The sequence below is a fragment of the Kitasatospora sp. NPDC058965 genome (assembly GCF_042741245.1).
Taxonomy (GTDB): Bacteria; Actinomycetota; Actinomycetes; order Streptomycetales; family Streptomycetaceae; genus Kitasatospora.
This window is the reverse complement of the sequence record NZ_JBHYKG010000093.1, coordinates 1-15770: the sequence shown is the minus strand read 5'-3', so window position 1 is coordinate 15770 and position 15770 is coordinate 1. Positions and strand designations below refer to the sequence as shown.

13 protein-coding genes, 1 pseudogene and 1 riboswitch are annotated in these 15770 nt (G+C 73.5%); of the genes and pseudogenes, 12 read left to right on the top strand and 2 right to left on the bottom strand.

Features of this window, described 5'->3' with window-relative positions; all coding sequences use genetic code 11:
- The first annotated feature begins 212 nt into the window (after positions 1–212).
- Complete coding sequence (locus ACFW1A_RS17705) at positions 213–1580, top strand: replication-associated recombination protein A (RefSeq protein ID WP_380410006.1); 1368 nt, start codon at positions 213–215, stop codon at positions 1578–1580.
- A gap of 443 nt (positions 1581–2023) precedes the next feature.
- Positions 2024–2638, top strand: coding sequence for a 30S ribosomal protein S4 (gene rpsD / locus ACFW1A_RS17700; protein ID WP_380410005.1), 615 nt, complete (start codon positions 2024–2026; stop codon positions 2636–2638).
- 76 nt (positions 2639–2714) lie between these two features.
- Here rpsD and ACFW1A_RS17695 read toward each other — a convergent pair whose 3' ends face one another.
- Complete coding sequence (locus ACFW1A_RS17695) at positions 2715–4865, bottom strand: ATP-binding protein (protein WP_380410004.1); 2151 nt, start codon at positions 4863–4865, stop codon at positions 2715–2717.
- A gap of 179 nt (positions 4866–5044) precedes the next feature.
- Between ACFW1A_RS17695 and ACFW1A_RS17690 the strand changes: the two genes are divergently transcribed.
- The 7 genes from ACFW1A_RS17690 to ACFW1A_RS17660 all read left to right on the top strand — a co-directional run bounded on the left by ACFW1A_RS17690 (position 5045) and on the right by ACFW1A_RS17660 (position 13203).
- Positions 5045–5518 carry a DUF948 domain-containing protein gene (locus ACFW1A_RS17690; protein WP_380410003.1) on the top strand — a complete coding sequence of 158 codons (474 nt, stop codon included), beginning with the start codon at positions 5045–5047 and terminating at the stop codon, positions 5516–5518.
- 6 nt (positions 5519–5524) lie between these two features.
- Entirely contained in the window at positions 5525–5935 is a 411-nt protein-coding gene (locus ACFW1A_RS17685) for a DUF6167 family protein (protein WP_380410002.1), read from the top strand.
- A gap of 15 nt (positions 5936–5950) precedes the next feature.
- Positions 5951–8620, top strand: a complete 2670-nt coding sequence (gene alaS, locus ACFW1A_RS17680; protein ID WP_380410001.1) for an alanine--tRNA ligase — start codon at positions 5951–5953, stop codon at positions 8618–8620.
- Positions 8621–8636: 16 nt separating this feature from the next.
- Complete coding sequence (gene ruvX / locus ACFW1A_RS17675; RefSeq protein ID WP_380410000.1) at positions 8637–9110, top strand: Holliday junction resolvase RuvX; 474 nt, start codon at positions 8637–8639, stop codon at positions 9108–9110.
- Between the two features lie 94 nt (positions 9111–9204).
- A complete protein-coding gene (mltG, locus tag ACFW1A_RS17670; protein ID WP_380409999.1) occupies positions 9205–10404 on the top strand; it encodes an endolytic transglycosylase MltG in 1200 nt (399 codons plus the stop codon).
- A 175-nt stretch (positions 10405–10579) separates the two neighbouring features.
- Complete coding sequence (mltG, locus tag ACFW1A_RS17665) at positions 10580–12373, top strand: endolytic transglycosylase MltG (RefSeq protein ID WP_380409998.1); 1794 nt, start codon at positions 10580–10582, stop codon at positions 12371–12373.
- On the top strand, positions 12370–13203 hold the full coding sequence (locus tag ACFW1A_RS17660) for a shikimate dehydrogenase (protein ID WP_380409997.1): 834 nt from the start codon (positions 12370–12372) through the stop codon (positions 13201–13203). Before mltG (ACFW1A_RS17665) ends, ACFW1A_RS17660 begins: the two co-directional genes overlap by 4 nt.
- Positions 13204–13227: 24 nt before the next feature.
- Here the strand turns inward: ACFW1A_RS17660 and ACFW1A_RS17655 are convergent, their stop codons facing one another.
- Positions 13228–13479, bottom strand: a complete 252-nt coding sequence (locus ACFW1A_RS17655; protein WP_380409996.1) for a hypothetical protein — start codon at positions 13477–13479, stop codon at positions 13228–13230.
- A 19-nt stretch (positions 13480–13498) separates the two neighbouring features.
- Positions 13499–13564: riboswitch (guanidine-III (ykkC-III) riboswitch) on the bottom strand.
- A gap of 264 nt (positions 13565–13828) precedes the next feature.
- Between ACFW1A_RS17655 and aroC the strand changes: the two genes are divergently transcribed.
- From aroC to ACFW1A_RS17640, 3 genes and pseudogenes are all read left to right on the top strand, one after another.
- Positions 13829–15013 (top strand): chorismate synthase, encoded by a 1185-nt coding sequence (gene aroC, locus ACFW1A_RS17650; RefSeq protein ID WP_380409995.1) that lies wholly within the window; start codon positions 13829–13831, stop codon positions 15011–15013.
- Positions 15010–15534, top strand: coding sequence for a shikimate kinase (locus ACFW1A_RS17645; protein ID WP_380409994.1), 525 nt, complete (start codon positions 15010–15012; stop codon positions 15532–15534). The genes aroC and ACFW1A_RS17645 overlap by 4 nt, the downstream gene beginning before the upstream one ends.
- A pseudogene (locus ACFW1A_RS17640) lies at positions 15510–15758 on the top strand (3-dehydroquinate synthase); the annotation flags it as partial. The gene ACFW1A_RS17645 and the pseudogene ACFW1A_RS17640, both read left to right, overlap by 25 nt.
- Positions 15759–15770: the final 12 nt, after the last annotated feature.

The following is a 15770-nucleotide window of genomic DNA, read 5'->3' as shown; positions in this document are numbered from 1 at the left end:
GGGCCGCACGCCGGTGGCTGTCGGCCGCGCCCACCAGTGCCGCGTCAGGCAACCTTTGCCCGTCAAGGAGCGGCGTCCGGTGCGTGCTCTCGGCGTGCCGGGCGGAGGCCCTCGTACTGGGTCGTACTTGGGCTTTCGTCCGGTGCGGCGAGAGTGCGTGCCGGGGGTCGCGACGGGGCGAAGGTTGCCTGACGCGGCACTAGGGTGGCGGGGTGGACGAACCGGACCTCTTCACCGCCGCCGCCGAGCAGCACCAGGCCGCCGAACCGGGGCGGGCGCCGCTGGCCGTGCGGATGCGGCCGCGGACCCTGGACGAGGTGGCGGGGCAGCGGCAGCTGCTGAAGGACGGGTCGCCGCTGCGCCGCCTGGTGGCGGGCTCCAAGGGGCCGGCCGCGACCAGCTCGGTGATCCTCTGGGGGCCGCCCGGCACCGGCAAGACCACCCTCGCCCACGTGATCAGCCAGGCCGTGCAGGGCCGGTTCGTCGAGCTCTCCGCGATCACCGCCGGCGTCAAGGAGGTGCGGGCGGTGATCGAGGGTGCCCGCCGCGCCGTCGGCATGAGCGGGAAGGAGACCGTCCTCTTCCTGGACGAGATCCACCGCTTCTCCAAGGCGCAGCAGGACTCGCTGCTGCCCGCGGTGGAGAACCGCTGGGTCACCCTGATCGCCGCCACCACCGAGAACCCGTACTTCTCGGTGATCTCCCCGCTGCTCTCCCGCTCGCTGCTGCTGACCCTGCAGTCGCTGACCGACGACGACGTCCGCGCCCTGCTCCGCCGCGCGGTGGTCGACGAGCGCGGCCTGGCGGGCTCGGTGGTGCTCGGGCAGGAGGCCGAGGACCACCTGGTCCGGCTGGCCGGCGGGGACGCCCGGCGGGCGCTGACCACGCTGGAGGCGGCCGCCGGCGCGGCGCTGGAGCAGGGGCTGGCCGAGATCACCCTGGCGGTCACCGAGACCGCGGTGAACCAGGCCGCGGTCCGCTACGACAAGGACGGCGACCAGCACTACGACGTGGCCAGCGCGCTGATCAAGTCGATCCGCGGCAGCGACGTGGACGCCACGCTGCACTACCTGGCCCGGATGATCGAGGCGGGGGAGGACCCGCGGTTCATCGCCCGCCGGCTGATGATCTCGGCCAGCGAGGACATCGGGCTGGCCGACCCGACCGCGCTGCCCACCGCGGTGGCCGCGGCCCAGGCGGTGGCGCTGATCGGCTTCCCGGAGGCCCGGATCATCCTCAGCCAGGCGGCCATCGCCCTGGCCCTGGCGCCCAAGTCCAACGCGGCCTACCTGGCGATCGACGCGGCGCTGGCCGACGTCCGCCGGGGCCTGGCCGGGGCGGTGCCGCCGCACCTGCGGGACGCGCACTACGGCGGCGCCGACAAGCTCGGGCACGGCCGGGGCTACCAGTACCCGCACGACCTGCCCGGCTCGATCGCGGCCCAGCAGTACGCGCCGGACGAGGTGCACGGGACGGCCTACTACCAGCCCACCCGCAACGGCGCCGAGGCCCGCTACGCCGACACCGTGGAGTGGACCAGGGCCCGGCTCAAGACCGACCGGCCACTGGGGGGTGGGTGAAGGAGCGGTGTCCGGGCCGAGTCCGGGCGGTGCCGACGAAGGAGTCCATGCGGAGCATCGGCGACTGAGGAGAAGCCGTCCGGGCGAGAGTCCGGGCGCCGCGACGCCGCCCCCCAGTGGCCGGTCGGTCTGAGGGTGAGTGATCAGCCGGTATACTCGCTCGGAGTGCCACGTCCCGGGTCCGGCAGCAGACACCACCGCTGACCGGCCGCCACCAGCGGGACGGCGGCCCGTGGTACCGCTCGCGGTACCACCAGGAGCGTCGCGCACCGTCATCGGTGTCACGGACCACCTCGTGGTCCGCGTACAAGCACGTACGTGCCCGGCTCCGGAGAGCGGCTGACCGCCCCGTTCGCGGATGCGGTTTTCTCCGGGTCGCGAGAGGCGACCTCCGTCAACACCTGGTGACAGCCGTATTCGCAACTGAAAGAGGTAATGGTTCCATGGCGAACCAGAAGCGTCCCAAGGTCAAGATCGCTCGTGCCCTGGGCGTTCCGCTGACCCCGAAGTCCGTCAAGTACTTCGAGGCCCGCCCGTACCCGCCCGGCCAGCACGGCCGTGGCCGCAAGCAGAACTCGGACTACAAGGTCCGTCTGCTCGAGAAGCAGCGTCTGCGCGCCCAGTACGACCTGAGCGAGAAGCAGATGTCCCGCGCCTTCGACCGTGCCCGCAAGGCCGAGGGCAAGACCGGTGAGGTCCTGGTCGCCGAGCTCGAGACCCGTCTCGACGCGCTGGTGCTGCGTTCGGGCATCGCCCGGACCATCTACCAGGCCCGCCAGATGGTCGTGCACGGCCACATCCAGGTCAACGGCAGCAAGGTCAACAAGCCGTCGTTCCAGATGAAGCCGGGCTTCGTCGTCACGGTCAAGGACAAGTCCAAGGAGAAGGTCCCGTTCCAGGTCGCCCGTGAGGGTGGCTACGCGGGTGAGGGCCAGACCCCGAAGTACCTCGAGGTCAACCTCAAGGCCCTGGCCTTCCGCCTGGACCGCATGCCGCAGCGTCGTGAGGTCCCCGTGATCTGCGACGAGCAGCTGGTCGTCGAGTACTACTCGCGTTGATCCGCGAGTAGCGCCCTACGCGCCACGGGCCCCCGCAACCTCCGGGTTGCGGGGGCCCGTTCGCGTGCCCGCCGGGTCAGCCGAGCCGGGCCGCCACCTCGCCCGGGCGCGGCGGCTCGGTCCGCTCCAGGGCGCACGGCGGGACCGGCACGGTGGCGCGGGACAGCACCCGGGCCACCGCCTCGTCCAGGTCCAGCGCCGCGCCGCGCTCGAAGGCGGCGGCGAACTCCGCGGCGGGGAGCCCGGACCTGGCCCGGGCCTCGCACTCCAGGTGCAGGCCGTTGAAGTTGCGCGAGCCGAACAGCGGCACGCCCACCGCCTGCCAGATCCGGTGCGCGGCCCCCTGCAGCAGCCGCGCCTCGGCCAGGTCGGCCGACTCCGCCGCGGCGCCCTCGCCCGCCGCCACCTCCTCGGTGGCCAGCAGCGCCAGCAGCTCCAGCCCGAGCACCGCACCGACCAGGTCGCGGAACAGGTGGTTGAGCCGCACGCACTCGGTGGCCCGCACCCGGGCCAGCCGCACCTCGCCGGCCAGCCAGTTCGAGTAGGCCATCGCGTACAGGCCGTAGCTGTAGGCCCACTGCTCGCCGTGCTCCTCGCACAGCTCGCGCACCCGGGCCATCCAGTGCTCGCCCTTGTCCAGCTCGCCCTGGAAGATCAACGCCAGGCCCAGCTCGAACATCGCCATCAGCACGTTGCTGTTGAGCTCGCCCACCGCGTCGTAGTGCCAGAGCGCGTCGCCGAACAGCTCGGCCGCCCGCTCCGGCTGGTCGCCGATCAGCGCGGCGCAGCCCAGCCGGTGCAGCGCGTAGGCCAGCGCCCGGTCGTCCCCGGTGTCCAGCGCCAGGTTGCGGCACTCCTCCAGGACCGGCAGCGCCCGGCCCGGGTCGCCCTGCAGGGTGGCCATGTAGCCGGTCACCCAGAGCGCCTTGGCCCGCGCCTCGGTGGCCTCGGGGGCCAGCGCCAGGGCCCGGTCCAGCCAGTGGCGGCCCTCGCCCAGGTGGCCGCAGCCGACCCAGAAGTACCAGAGCGTCCCGGCCAGCAGCAGGGCCAGCTGCTCCTCGCCCGGCTCGGCCAGGCAGAACTCCAGGGCGGCGCGCAGGTTGCTGTGCGCCCGGGTGGTCCGCTCGGCGGTGGCCAGCTGACGCGGGCCGAACCACTCCACCTCGCCCCAGGTCGCCAGGCCGAGGAACCAGTCCCGGTGCCGGCGCTTGAGCCGCTGGTGCTCGCCGGTGGCGCGCAGCCACTGGGCGCCGTAGTCGCGCAGCGTGTCCAGCAGCCGGTAGCGGACGGTGTCGCCCTCGTCGGTGCGCAGCAGCACCGACTTGGCGACCAGCCCGCCGACGCAGTCCAGCACCTCGGACGGGTCGATCCCGTCGCCCGCGCAGACGTACTCGACGGCCTCCAGGTCGACCGCGCCGGCGAAGACGGTCAGCCGGGACCAGAGCAAACGTTCCTGCGCCGTGCAGAGTTCGTGACTCCAGCCGATGGTGGTGCGCAGCGTCTGGTGGCGCGGCAGCGCGGTGCGGCTGCCGCCGGTGAGCAGGCGGAACCGGTCGTCCAGCCGGTCGGTGATCTGCTGCACGGAGAGCGCGGACAGCCGGCCGGCGGCCAGCTCGACGGCGAGCGGGATGCCGTCCAGGCGGCGGCAGAGCAGGGTGATCTGCGCGCGGTTGGCCTCGTCGAGGCGGAAGCCCGGCAGCAGCGCGGCGGCCCGGTCGGCGAACAGCTCGCAGGCGCCGGTCTCGGGCAGCGGGTCCAGGGTCAGCAGGTGCTCGCCGTCGGCGCGCAGCCGCTCCCGGCTGGTGGCCAGCACCCGCAGGCCGGGCACCCCGCGCAGCAGCGCGCCGGCCAGGTCGGCGGCCGGACCGACCAGGTGCTCGCAGCCGTCCAGCACCAGCAGCAGCCGACGGTCCGCCAACTGCTCCAGCAGCACCTCCAACGGCGGCCGGGCGGTGCTGTCGGTCAGGCCGAGCGCCTCCAGCACGGCGTGTCCGAGCAGCAGCGGGTCCTGCACCTGGTCCACCTCGACCAGGAAGCCCGGCTCGGCCGCGGCGGCGGCGGCCCGCAGCGCCAGTCGGGACTTGCCCACGCCGCCCGGCCCCGTCACCGTGACCAGCCGGGACCGGGTCAGCAGCCCGGTCAGCGCGGCCAGTTCGTCCTGCCGCCCGATGAAGCTGGTGAGCTCGGCCGGGAGCCGCCCGCGTCCCGGTGCCGCCTGCTGCGCCACGCCGATCCTCTCCTCGCCGGCCCCGCCGACCGGTGCCCCGATCGGGCCAACGAGGTGACTGGTCGGTAGGTTACGCACGGCAGCGCGCCCCACCGGCGCCCGGAGGGTCCGCAGGTCCGGTCGGGCGCAGGGGGTCGGGCGCGATAGGGTTCCCCCTGAGGCAGTGAAGGGAGCGTGCGGTGTCCGTCGGAGAGCTGGCCGGCCTGTTGGTGGCCGTGGGCTGGGCCGTGCTGGTCACCCTGCTCGCCGTCGTGCTGGTGCGGCTGTCCAAGGTGCTGCGGGAGGCCACGGTACTCGTCTCGGCCGTGACCGAGCAGGCCGTGCCGCTGCTGCACGACGCCGCCGAGGCCGTGCACAGCGCCCAGCAGCAGCTGGAGCGGGTGGACGACATCACCGCCAACGTCCAGGACGCCGCCGCCAACGCGAACGCGCTGTCCTCCACGGTGGCCGCCACGCTGGGCGGGCCGCTGGTCAAGGTGGCCGCCTTCAGCTACGGCGTGCGCAGGGCGGTGAGCCGCCAGGGCAGGCCGACGCTCCCTCAGCAGGACAGCGAGCGCGAGGAGTTGGCCCGGCTGATCCGGGCCGAGGTGCGCGCCGCCACCGCGCCGCGGACCGGCCTGCTGTCCCGGGTCCGGCGAGCCGTGAAGGGCTGATGCACCGTGGTTCGACGCATCTTCTGGATGACGGTCGGCGCCGGCGCCGCCGTCTGGGCCATGAACAAGGCCAACGAGGCCACCCGCCGCCTCACCCCCGACAGCCTGTCCGGCACCGCGGCCCGCGGCGCGCTGCAGCTGGGGGACGCCGCCCGGCGGTTCGCCCGGGACGTGCAGGCCGGCATGGCCGAGCGGGAGGAGCAGTTGCGCGCCGACCTCGGCCTGGACGGGACCGCGGTGGTCGAGCCGCGCCGCCGCCAGGTCGCCCGGGACGGTGGTTACCGAGCTATCTCGGCGGCACCGGGCTCCCCGGCTGTCGCCCTGCCCCCGTCGCGCACGTCAGCACCCCCCAGCCCACCCGAGAACACTGCGTCTACTCCCCGCCAGCTGGAACAGCGCCGGGGACAGCACTCTTAACCGGAAGGACCACTCATGGAGTCGGCAGAGATCCGCCGCCGCTGGCTGCGCTTCTTCGAGGAGCGCGGCCACACCGTCGTTCCCTCGGCGTCCCTGGTCGCCGACGACCCCACCCTGCTGCTGGTCAACGCCGGCATGGTGCCGTTCAAGCCGTACTTCCTGGGTGAGGTCAAGCCGCAGTACTCCCGCGCCACCAGCGTCCAGAAGTGCGTGCGCACGCTGGACATCGAGGAGGTCGGCAAGACCACCCGGCACGGCTCGTTCTTCCAGATGTGCGGCAACTTCTCCTTCGGCGACTACTTCAAGGAGGGGGCCATCACGTTCGCGTGGGAGCTGCTCACCTCCTCCGTCGCGGACGGCGGCTACGGCCTGGAGAAGGAGAAGCTCTGGATCACCGTCTACAAGGACGACGACGAGGCCGAGCAGATCTGGCGCGACGTCATCGGCGTGCCCGCCGAGCGGATCCAGCGCCTGGGCATGAAGGACAACTTCTGGTCGATGGGCGTGCCCGGCCCGTGCGGCCCGTGCTCGGAGATCAACTACGACCGCGGCCCGGCCTACGGCGAGGAGGGCGGCCCGGCGGTCAACGGCGAGCGCTACCTGGAGATCTGGAACCTGGTCTTCATGCAGTACGAGCGCGGCCACGGTGACGGCAAGGACGGTTTCGAGATCCTCGGCGACCTGCCGAGCAAGAACATCGACACCGGTCTCGGCCTGGAGCGCCTGGCCGCGATCCTGCAGGGCGTCGACAACCTCTTCGAGATCGACACCAGCCGGATGATCCTGGACCGGGCCGCCGAGCTGACCGGCCACACCTACGGCGCGGACCACAAGTCGGACGTCTCGCTGCGCGTGGTCACCGACCACTTCCGCACCGCGATCATGCTGATCGGCGACGGCGTCACCCCCGGCAACGAGGGCCGCGGCTACGTGCTGCGCCGGATCCTGCGCCGCGCCATCCGCAACATGCGGCTGCTGGGCGCCACCGAGCCGGTGGCCAAGGAGCTCACCGACATCACCATCAAGGCGATGGGCCCGCAGTACCCGGAGCTGGAGACCGACCGCAAGCGGATCGAGACGGTCGCCGTGGCCGAGGAGACCGCCTTCCTGCAGACCCTGCGCTCCGGCACCAACCTGCTGGACACCGCCGTCACCGAGACCAAGCAGTCCGGCGGCGCGGTGCTCTCCGGCGAGCAGGCGTTCAAGCTGCACGACACCTACGGCTTCCCGATCGACCTCACGCTGGAGATGGCCGAGGAGCAGGGCCTGCAGGTCGACGAGGCCGGCTTCCGCCGCCTCATGCAGGAGCAGCGGGACCGGGCCAAGGCCGACGCCAAGGCCAAGAAGATGGGCCACGCCGACGTGGCGGCCTACCGCGAGGTGGCCGACAAGGCGGGCGCCTCGGTCTTCACCGGCTACCTGAACACCGAGGGCGAGGCCACCGTGGTCGGCCTGCTGGTGGACGGCGTGCCGGCCCCGGCCGCCACCGAGGGCGACGAGGTGGAGATCATCCTCGACCGCACCCCGTTCTACGCCGAGGGCGGTGGCCAGCTGGCCGACCACGGCCGGATCCGGATGGACTCCGGTGCGGTGGTGGAGATCCGCGACGTGCAGCAGCCGGTGCCGGGCGTGGTCGTGCACTCCGGCGGCGTGCTCTACGGCGAGGTGGTGCTCGGCGCCTCGGCGTACGCCACCATCGACATCGACCGCCGCCGGGCGGTCTCGCGCGCCCACTCGGCCACCCACCTGACCCACCAGGCGCTGCGCGACGCGCTCGGCCCCACCGCCGCCCAGGCCGGTTCGGAGAACGCCCCCGGCCGGTTCCGGTTCGACTTCGGCTCGCCCGCCGCCGTGCCGGGCAGCGTGCTGACCGACGTCGAGCAGAAGATCAACGAGGTGCTCAGCCGCGAGCTGGACGTGACCGCCGAGGTCATGACCATGGACGAGGCCCGCAAGCAGGGCGCGATCGCGATGTTCGGCGAGAAGTACGGCGACTCGGTGCGGGTGGTGACCATCGGCGACTTCTCCAAGGAGCTCTGCGGTGGCACGCACGTCGGCAACACCGCCCAGCTGGGCCTGGTGAAGCTGCTCGGCGAGTCCTCGATCGGCTCCGGCGTGCGCCGGGTCGAGGCGCTGGTCGGCGTGGACGCCTACAAGTTCCTGGCCCGCGAGCACACCGTGGTCGCCCAGCTGACCGACCTGGTCAAGGGCCGGCCGGAGGAGCTGCCGGAGAAGATCTCCGGGATGCTCGCCAAGCTCAAGGACGCCGAGAAGGAGATCGAGAAGTTCCGCGCCGAGAAGGTGCTGGCCGCCGCCGCGGGCCTGGCCGACTCGGCCGAGGACGTGCGCGGGGTGGCCGTGGTCGCCGCCCGGGTGGCCGACGGCACCGGCGCGGACGAGCTGCGCAAGCTGGTGCTGGACGTGCGCGCCCGGCTGGGCTCGCGCCCGGCCGTGGTCGCCGCCTTCACGGTGGCGAACGACCGCCCGCTGACCGTGATCGCCACCAACGAGGACGCCCGCGCGCGCGGCATCAAGGCCGGCGAGCTGGTCCGCACCGCGGCCAAGACGCTCGGCGGCGGCGGTGGCGGCAAGGACGACGTGGCGCAGGGCGGCGGCTCCAACCCGGCCGCCGTCGGCGAGGCGATCGAGGCCGTCCGGGCCCTGGTCGCCGAGCGCGCCGCGTGAGGGAGGGCACGGCCTGATGGAGGAGCGCGTCTGGCGCCGGGGTCGGCGGATCGCCGTCGACGTCGGTGACGCCCGGATCGGGGTCGCCTCCTGCGACCCCGACGGCCTGATCGCCACGCCGGTGGAGACGGTCCCCGCGGGGGGCCGCTCCCAGGCGCGGCTGAAGGAGATCGTCGAGGAGTACGACGCCGTCGAGGTGGTGGTCGGCCTGCCCCGTTCGTTGAACGGCAAGGAGGGTCCGGCCGCCGCCAAGGTGCGCGGCTACGCGGGCCGGCTGGCGGCGCTGCTGGCGCCGGTGCCGGTGCGGCTGGTGGACGAGCGGATGACCACGGTCACCGCCGCCGCCGGGATGCGCGCCTCCGGCGTCAAGGCCAAGAAGGGCCGTTCGGCGATCGACCAGGCCGCGGCCGTGGTGATCCTGCAGAACGCCCTGGAGACCGAACGGGTGAGCGGTCGCCCGCCGGGTGAGAGTGTCGAGCCGGTCGGTTGATCGGCCTGGCCTAGCGTGACAGCCCTGAGGGCCCGTCCGGACGCGTCCGGACGGGCCCTCGACCATGTGTCGGCGACGGACGGGGGCTGTGCGGATGGACGCGTTGCCCGGGCTGACGCCGGGTCACCTGGGCGCGCCGGCCGAGGAGCCGGGGCCCGACCCGCAGCGCGCGCCCGCCGCGCCCGGTCCGCGCCGGCCGCGGCGCACCGGGCTGGCCTGCTCGCTCACGGCGGTGCTGCTGGCGGCGCTGGCCGGCGGGGCGCTGTGGACCGGGCAGCGGGTGCTGGACACCTTCCGGGTGCGCGGCCCGGCGCCGGCGGTGGACTTCGCCGGTGCGGGCAGCGGCGCCGTGGTCCAGGTCTCGGTGCCGCAGGGCGCCAGCCTGACCCGGATCGCGCAGATCCTGCAGCGCAGCCAGGTGGTCGCCAGCGTCAAGGCGTTCACCGACGCGGCCACCGGGGCCGGCGTCGGCGACCGGATCCAGCCCGGGACCTACGCACTGCGGCAGCGGATGTCGGCGGGCGCCGCGCTGCAGGTGCTCGGCGACCCCGCCAACGCCAACGCGCTCACGGTGCCGGAGGGCTGGCGGGCCACCCAGGTCTACGCCGCGGTGGACCAGCGGCTCGGGCTGGCGGCGGGCACCACCCGGCGCACCGCCGAGCAGCACGCCGCCGAGCTGGGCCTGCCGGACTACGTGGCCGGCAACCCGGAGGGGCTGCTCTTCCCGGCCACCTACAGCGTGACCGGCGACACCACGCCGCTGAGCCTGCTGCAGCAGATGGTGCACCACGGCGCGGGCGAGTTCACGCGTGCCGGGCTGGACCAGGGCGCCGGCGGGCTGACCGGCTACCAGGTGCTGGTGGTGGCGAGCCTGCTGCAGGGCGAGTCGGACAATCCGGACGACATGGCCAAGGTGGCCCGGGTGGTCTACAACCGGCTGCAGCACCGGATGCCGCTGCAGCTGGACTCGACCCTCAACTACGCACTGGGGCGCACCACCCTGCACACCAGCGTCACCGACACCCAGCTCGACTCGCCCTTCAACACCTACCGCGCGCCCGGCCTGCCGCCGACGCCGATCGACAACCCCGGGCCCGACGCCCTGGCGGCGGCGCTCAATCCGGCGCCGGGGGACTGGCTGTACTTCGTGACCGTCCGACCCGGCGACACCAGGTTCACGGACAGTGAGGAGCAGCAGCGCAGGAACGTCGAGGACTTCAACGCCTACCAGGCCCAACACGGTTCCCCGGCACCGGGATCGGCCGACGGCTCGCCGAGCGCGAGCAGGCACTGAGCGCCGAGGTGGCGACTCGGCGCGTACCCTGCGGTACGGTAACGTCTCCCCTCAAGCAGTGCGCTAGCACGCGGGTTCGACCGGTCGACGGTCGGGCTGCGGGGGGAGACCGTACGGGACGCCGTCCCGGACCGCCGGTCGCAGGGCCGGTTGTCTTCGTCACCTGAGGGATTCGATGACTGATCTGGGCCGGGGCCAGGGCGCGCAGCCGTGGCACCCCAGCGCTCCCGGTTACGGTGAGCAGTCGCCGCAGGCCGCCGCTCCCGGTGGCGCGGAGTACGTCCCGCAGGACCCGTACGGGCAGGGCCAGTACCCGGTGCAGGGCGGGGCCGCGCCGTACGGTCAGCAGGGTTACGTCCCGATGGACCCCTACCAGCAGCAGGCGCAGCAGCAGGTCCCGCAGGGGCAGTGGCAGCAACAGCAGCAGCCGGGCTACCCCCAGCAGGGCGGCTACCCGCAGCAGGGCATGCCGCAGCCGGGCTACCCGCAGCAGGGGTACGGCCAGCAGCAGGTGCCGCAGCAGCCGGGGTACCCCCAGCAGGGCGGCTACCCGCAGCAGATGCCCCCCGCGCAGCAGCAGACGATGCAGCAGCAGCCGGTGCAGCACCAGACCGTGCAGCAGCAGGTCGTGCAGCAGCCGGTGCAGCAGCAGCGGCCCGCCGCGCCGGCGCCCGCCCCCGAGCCGGTCACCGGCCCGGGCCCGGACGGCATCGACTGGGAGGCCGAGGCCGCCGCGCTGGACGGCCCGCAGGTCGACGAGGAGTACGAGGAGTACGACGAGCACGGCGACTTCGCCGAGGACGAGTACGCGGCGGAGGAGACCGAGCGGTCCGGCTTCCTGAGCGAGCGCGCCGAGGACGAGGACGACGGCAAGAAGTCCAAGAAGGCCAAGAAGTCCGGCCGCCGCAACGGCGGCGCCTGCCTGCTGGTCGCCCTGGTGCTGCTCGGCGGCGTGGGCGGTGCGGGCTGGTGGGGCTACGGGTTCTACCAGCGCACCTTCGGCCCGCCGCCGGACTTCGCCGGTGCCGGCACCGGCAAGGTGCAGATCCAGATCAAGGACGGCTCCACCGGCGCCGACATGGCCAAGGTGCTCATGGACGCGGGCGTGGTGAAGAGCATCGGCGCCTTCAACAACGCCTACAACAAGGCCGCCAAGCCGATCCAGCCCGGCTACTACTACATGCAGCTGCAGATGTCCGGCGACGCCGCGGTGCAGCTGATGCTCAGTGAGGCCGGCGGCGACTCACTGATCATCCCCGAGGGCAAGCGGGCCACCGACATCTACGCGATGATCGACAAGAAGCTGAAGCTGCAGACCGGCGCCACCGCCGACGCGGCCAAGGCGAACGCGGCCAACCTCGGCCTGCCGGCCGAGGCGGGCAACAACCCCGAGGGCTACCTGTGGCCCGCCAAGTACTCGATCAGCCAGGGCATGAAGCCCGAGGACCTGCTCAAGCAGATGGTGACCAACGCCACCAACGAGTACTCCCAGCTGGGCCTGGACGCCGGGGCGCAGAAGATCGGCCTGAAGAACGCCTACGAGGTGGTCACCGAGGCCAGCATCCTGCAGGCCGAGGGCAACAACACCGCCGACTTCGGCAAGATGGCCCGCACCATCCAGAACCGCCTGAACAGCGAGGGCATCACCCACCACAAGCTGGGCATGGACACCACGCTGCAGTACTCGGTCGGGTCCAAGACGCTGACCAAGCAGCAGATCAACGACGGTTCGAACAAGTACAACACCTACGTCAACCCCGGCCTGCCGCCGACGCCGATCTCCAACCCCGGCGAGGACGCGATCAAGGCGGTGCTCGACCCGACGCCGGGCAGCTGGATGTACTTCATCGCGATGAGCCCGACCGAGACCCGGTTCTCCACCGACCCGAAGGAGTTCTCGGCGAACGTCAAGGAGTACTGCACCGCGCACAACCAGGGCTTCGACGAGAAGAATGTCACCTGTACATGACCGTTGTTGACCGCCGGGCCGCCGTGCTCGGCTCGCCGATCGCGCACTCGCTGTCGCCCGTGCTGCACAACGCCGGCTACCGGGCCGCGGGCCTGGCCGGCTGGGAGTACGGGCGGTTCGAGGTGGCGGAGGCCGAACTGGCCGACTTCCTCGGGGCGCTGGACCCGGCCGCGGGCTGGGCCGGCTTCTCGCTCACCATGCCGCTGAAGCGGGTGGTGATCCCGCTGCTGGACGAGGTGAGCGAGACCGCGCTCGCGGTGGACGCGGTGAACACCCTGGTGTGCGAACCGGACGGCCGGCGCACCGGCGACAACACCGACGTGCCGGGCCTGGTCGCGGCGCTGCGCGAGCGCGGCGTCGAGCGGGTCGAGGCCGCGGCGGTGCTGGGCGCGGGCGCGACCGCCTCCTCGGCGCTGGCCGCGCTGGCGCAGCTGTGCACCGGCGAGGTGTCGGTGTACGTGCGCAGCCCGGAGCGGGCGCGCGAGATGCTGGCGCTGGGCGAGCGGCTCGGGCTCGCGGTGCGCACCGAGGCGTGGGAGCTGGGGGCGCAGGCGCTGGCCGGGCCGCTCACCATCTCCACCACGCCGGTCGGGGCGACCGACCTGTTCGCCGACCGGGTGCCGGCCGCGCCCGGGGCGCTGTTCGACGTGCTCTACCACCCGTGGCCCACCGCGCTGGCGGCCGCCTGCGCCGAGCGCGACGGCGTGGTGCTGGGCGGGCTGGACCTGCTGGTCCATCAGGCCGTGCTGCAGTTCGAGCGGTTCACCGGAGTGCGGCAGGGGCCGCTGGCGGCGATGCGTGCCGCGGGGGAGCGGGCCCTGGCGGGCTGACCCCGGCGGCGAGCGGCCCGCGGGTCAGTGCGCCGCGCGCGGCGTGCGCCCGCGCAGCACCGCCAGCAGTCCGACGGCCGACACCACCGCCCACACGCCCTCCAGCAGCAGGAACCCCCACTGCGCGGTCAGCGCGGCGTCGGCGGCCAGGATCGCGGACCCGGACAGGTTCAACGCGAGGTAGCGGCGCGAGTGCGTGCTGGTGCGGCCCCACTGGGCCAGCGCGAACGGGATCAGCACGAGGACGGACCCGAGGATCTGGACGACCTGCTCCATGGCGGCACACTCCTGACGAGGTGCGTCGTCTTGTCGGTCCGGGTACGGCGCGTCTCGTCCGGTGGCCCGCGGCTGCGGTCCCCCTCCATTGTGCCCGATCGCCGGGCCCGGTCCGCCGCGCCGGTCGGTCGGGGCCGGTCCGCGCCCGGGGTTCGAACGGACGGGCGGCCGGTGTCCGCCACGCTGTCCGCTGGGCGGACCGTGGGACCGGTGACGGCCGCGGTCGTGAAAGGATTCGGCCGAGGGCTTGGCGTTCCAGGCCCGGGAAGAGAGCCCGGTCGGGTCCGCGGCCGCGCCCCCGGCCGGGGGTGCCCCCACGCGAACCCGGCCCGCTGACGAAGGAGCACCGTTGGGTACGTTGCGCTGGCTGACGGCGGGGGAGTCGCACGGCCCCGCCCTGGTTGCCACCCTGGAGGGCCTGCCCGCGGGGGTGCCCGTGACCACGGCTGACGTGGCCGACGCGCTGGCCCGCCGCCGGCTCGGCTACGGGCGCGGCGCCCGGATGAAGTTCGAGCAGGACGAGGTGACCTTCCTGGGCGGCGTCCGGCACGGCGAGTCGATGGGCTCGCCGGTGGCGGTCATGGTGGGCAACACCGAGTGGCCGAAGTGGGAGCAGGTGATGTCGGCCGACCCGGTCGACCCCGAGGTGCTGGCCGGCCTGGCCCGCAACGAGGCGCTCACCCGCCCCCGCCCGGGCCACGCCGACCTGGCCGGCATGCAGAAGTACTCGATCGACGAGGCCCGCCCGGTCCTGGAGCGCGCCTCCGCCCGCGAGACGGCGGCCCGGGTGGCCCTGGGCGCGGTGGCCCGCTCCTTCCTCAAGGAGGTCTGCGGGATCGAGATCGTCTCCCACGTGGTCGAGCTCGGTGCGGCCAAGGCGCCCGCCGGGGTCCTGCCGCTGCCGGCCGACGAGGCCCGGCTGGACGCCGACCCGGTGCGCTGCCTGGACGCGGACGCCTCCGAGCGGATGGTCGCCGAGATCGACCAGGCCCACAAGGACGGCGACACGCTCGGCGGCGTGGTCGAGGTGCTGGCCTACGGCGTGCCGGTGGGCCTCGGCTCGCACGTGCACTGGGACCGCCGGCTGGACGCGCGGCTGGCCGCCGCGCTGATGGGCATCCAGGCGATCAAGGGCGTCGAGGTCGGCGACGGCTTCGAGCTGGCCCGGATCCCCGGCTCCCAGGCGCACGACGAGATCGTGCCCACCCCGGAGGGCGTCAAGCGCACCTCGGGCCGCTCCGGCGGCACCGAGGGCGGCCTGTCCACCGGTGAGCTGCTGCGGGTGCGGGCCGCGATGAAGCCGATCGCCACCGTCCCGCGCGCGCTGCAGACGATCGACGTGCGCACCGGGGAGCCCGCCAAGGCCCACCACCAGCGCTCCGACGTCTGCGCCGTGCCGGCCGCCGGCATCGTCGCGGAGGCGATGGTCGCCCTGGTGCTGGCCGACGCGGTGCTGGAGAAGTTCGGCGGCGACCACGTCAGCGAGACCCGCCGCAACGTGCGGGGCTACCTCGACCACCTGATCGTCCGATGAGCGGGCGGACCGGTCCGGTCGTCGTGCTGGTCGGCCCGCCCGGGGCCGGCAAGAGCACCGTCGGACGGCTGCTGGCCGAGCGGCTCGGAGTCGGCTTCCGGGACACGGACGCCGACATCGAGGAGCGGGCCGGCAAGCCGATCCCGGAGATCTTCATCCAGGACGGCGAACCGCACTTCCGCGAGCTGGAGCGCCGGGCGGTGGCCGAGGCGCTGGCCGGGCACCCCGGTGTGCTGGCCCTGGGCGGCGGCGCGGTGATGGCCGAGGCCACCCGCGAGGAGCTCAGGGGCCGCCCGGTGGTGTTCCTGGAAGTGGCGCAGGCGGACGCGGTGCGCCGGGTGGGCCTGGACGCGCCCCGCCCGCTGCTCGCGGTGAACCCGCGCCAGCAGTGGCGCGAGCTGATGGAGCGTCGGCGACCGCTGTACCTGGAGGTGGCGAGCGCGGTGGTGGACACCGAGGGCCGCACCCCGGAGCAGGTGGCCGAGGCCGTGCTGGAATCGTTGGAGCTGAAGGATCAATGACTGACACCGTCACCATCCACGTCGGCGGGTCGGCCGGCCACGAGCCGTACGACGTGCTGATCGGGCACCAGCTGCTCGGCGAGCTGAGCGGGCTGATCGGCACCCAGGCGCGCCGGGTCGCGATCATCCACCCGGAGGCGCTGGCCGCCACCGGCGAGGCGGTCCGCGAGGACCTGCTCGCCCAGGGCTACGAGGCGATCGCCCTCCAGGTGCCGAACGCCGAGTAGGCCAAGAGC

Coding starts and splice junctions, on each gene's coding strand:
- ruvX (WP_380410000.1), top strand. CDS start 8,637: ATGGAGGAGCGCGTCTGGCGCCGGGGTCGGCGGATCGCCGTCGACGTC.
- alaS (WP_380410001.1), top strand. CDS start 5,951: ATGGAGTCGGCAGAGATCCGCCGCCGCTGGCTGCGCTTCTTCGAGGAG.
- ACFW1A_RS17660 (WP_380409997.1), top strand. CDS start 12,370: ATGACCGTTGTTGACCGCCGGGCCGCCGTGCTCGGCTCGCCGATCGCG.
- mltG (WP_380409998.1), top strand. CDS start 10,580: ATGACTGATCTGGGCCGGGGCCAGGGCGCGCAGCCGTGGCACCCCAGC.
- mltG (WP_380409999.1), top strand. CDS start 9,205: ATGGACGCGTTGCCCGGGCTGACGCCGGGTCACCTGGGCGCGCCGGCC.
- ACFW1A_RS17655 (WP_380409996.1), bottom strand. CDS start 13,479: ATGGAGCAGGTCGTCCAGATCCTCGGGTCCGTCCTCGTGCTGATCCCG.
- rpsD (WP_380410005.1), top strand. CDS start 2,024: ATGGCGAACCAGAAGCGTCCCAAGGTCAAGATCGCTCGTGCCCTGGGC.
- ACFW1A_RS17645 (WP_380409994.1), top strand. CDS start 15,010: ATGAGCGGGCGGACCGGTCCGGTCGTCGTGCTGGTCGGCCCGCCCGGG.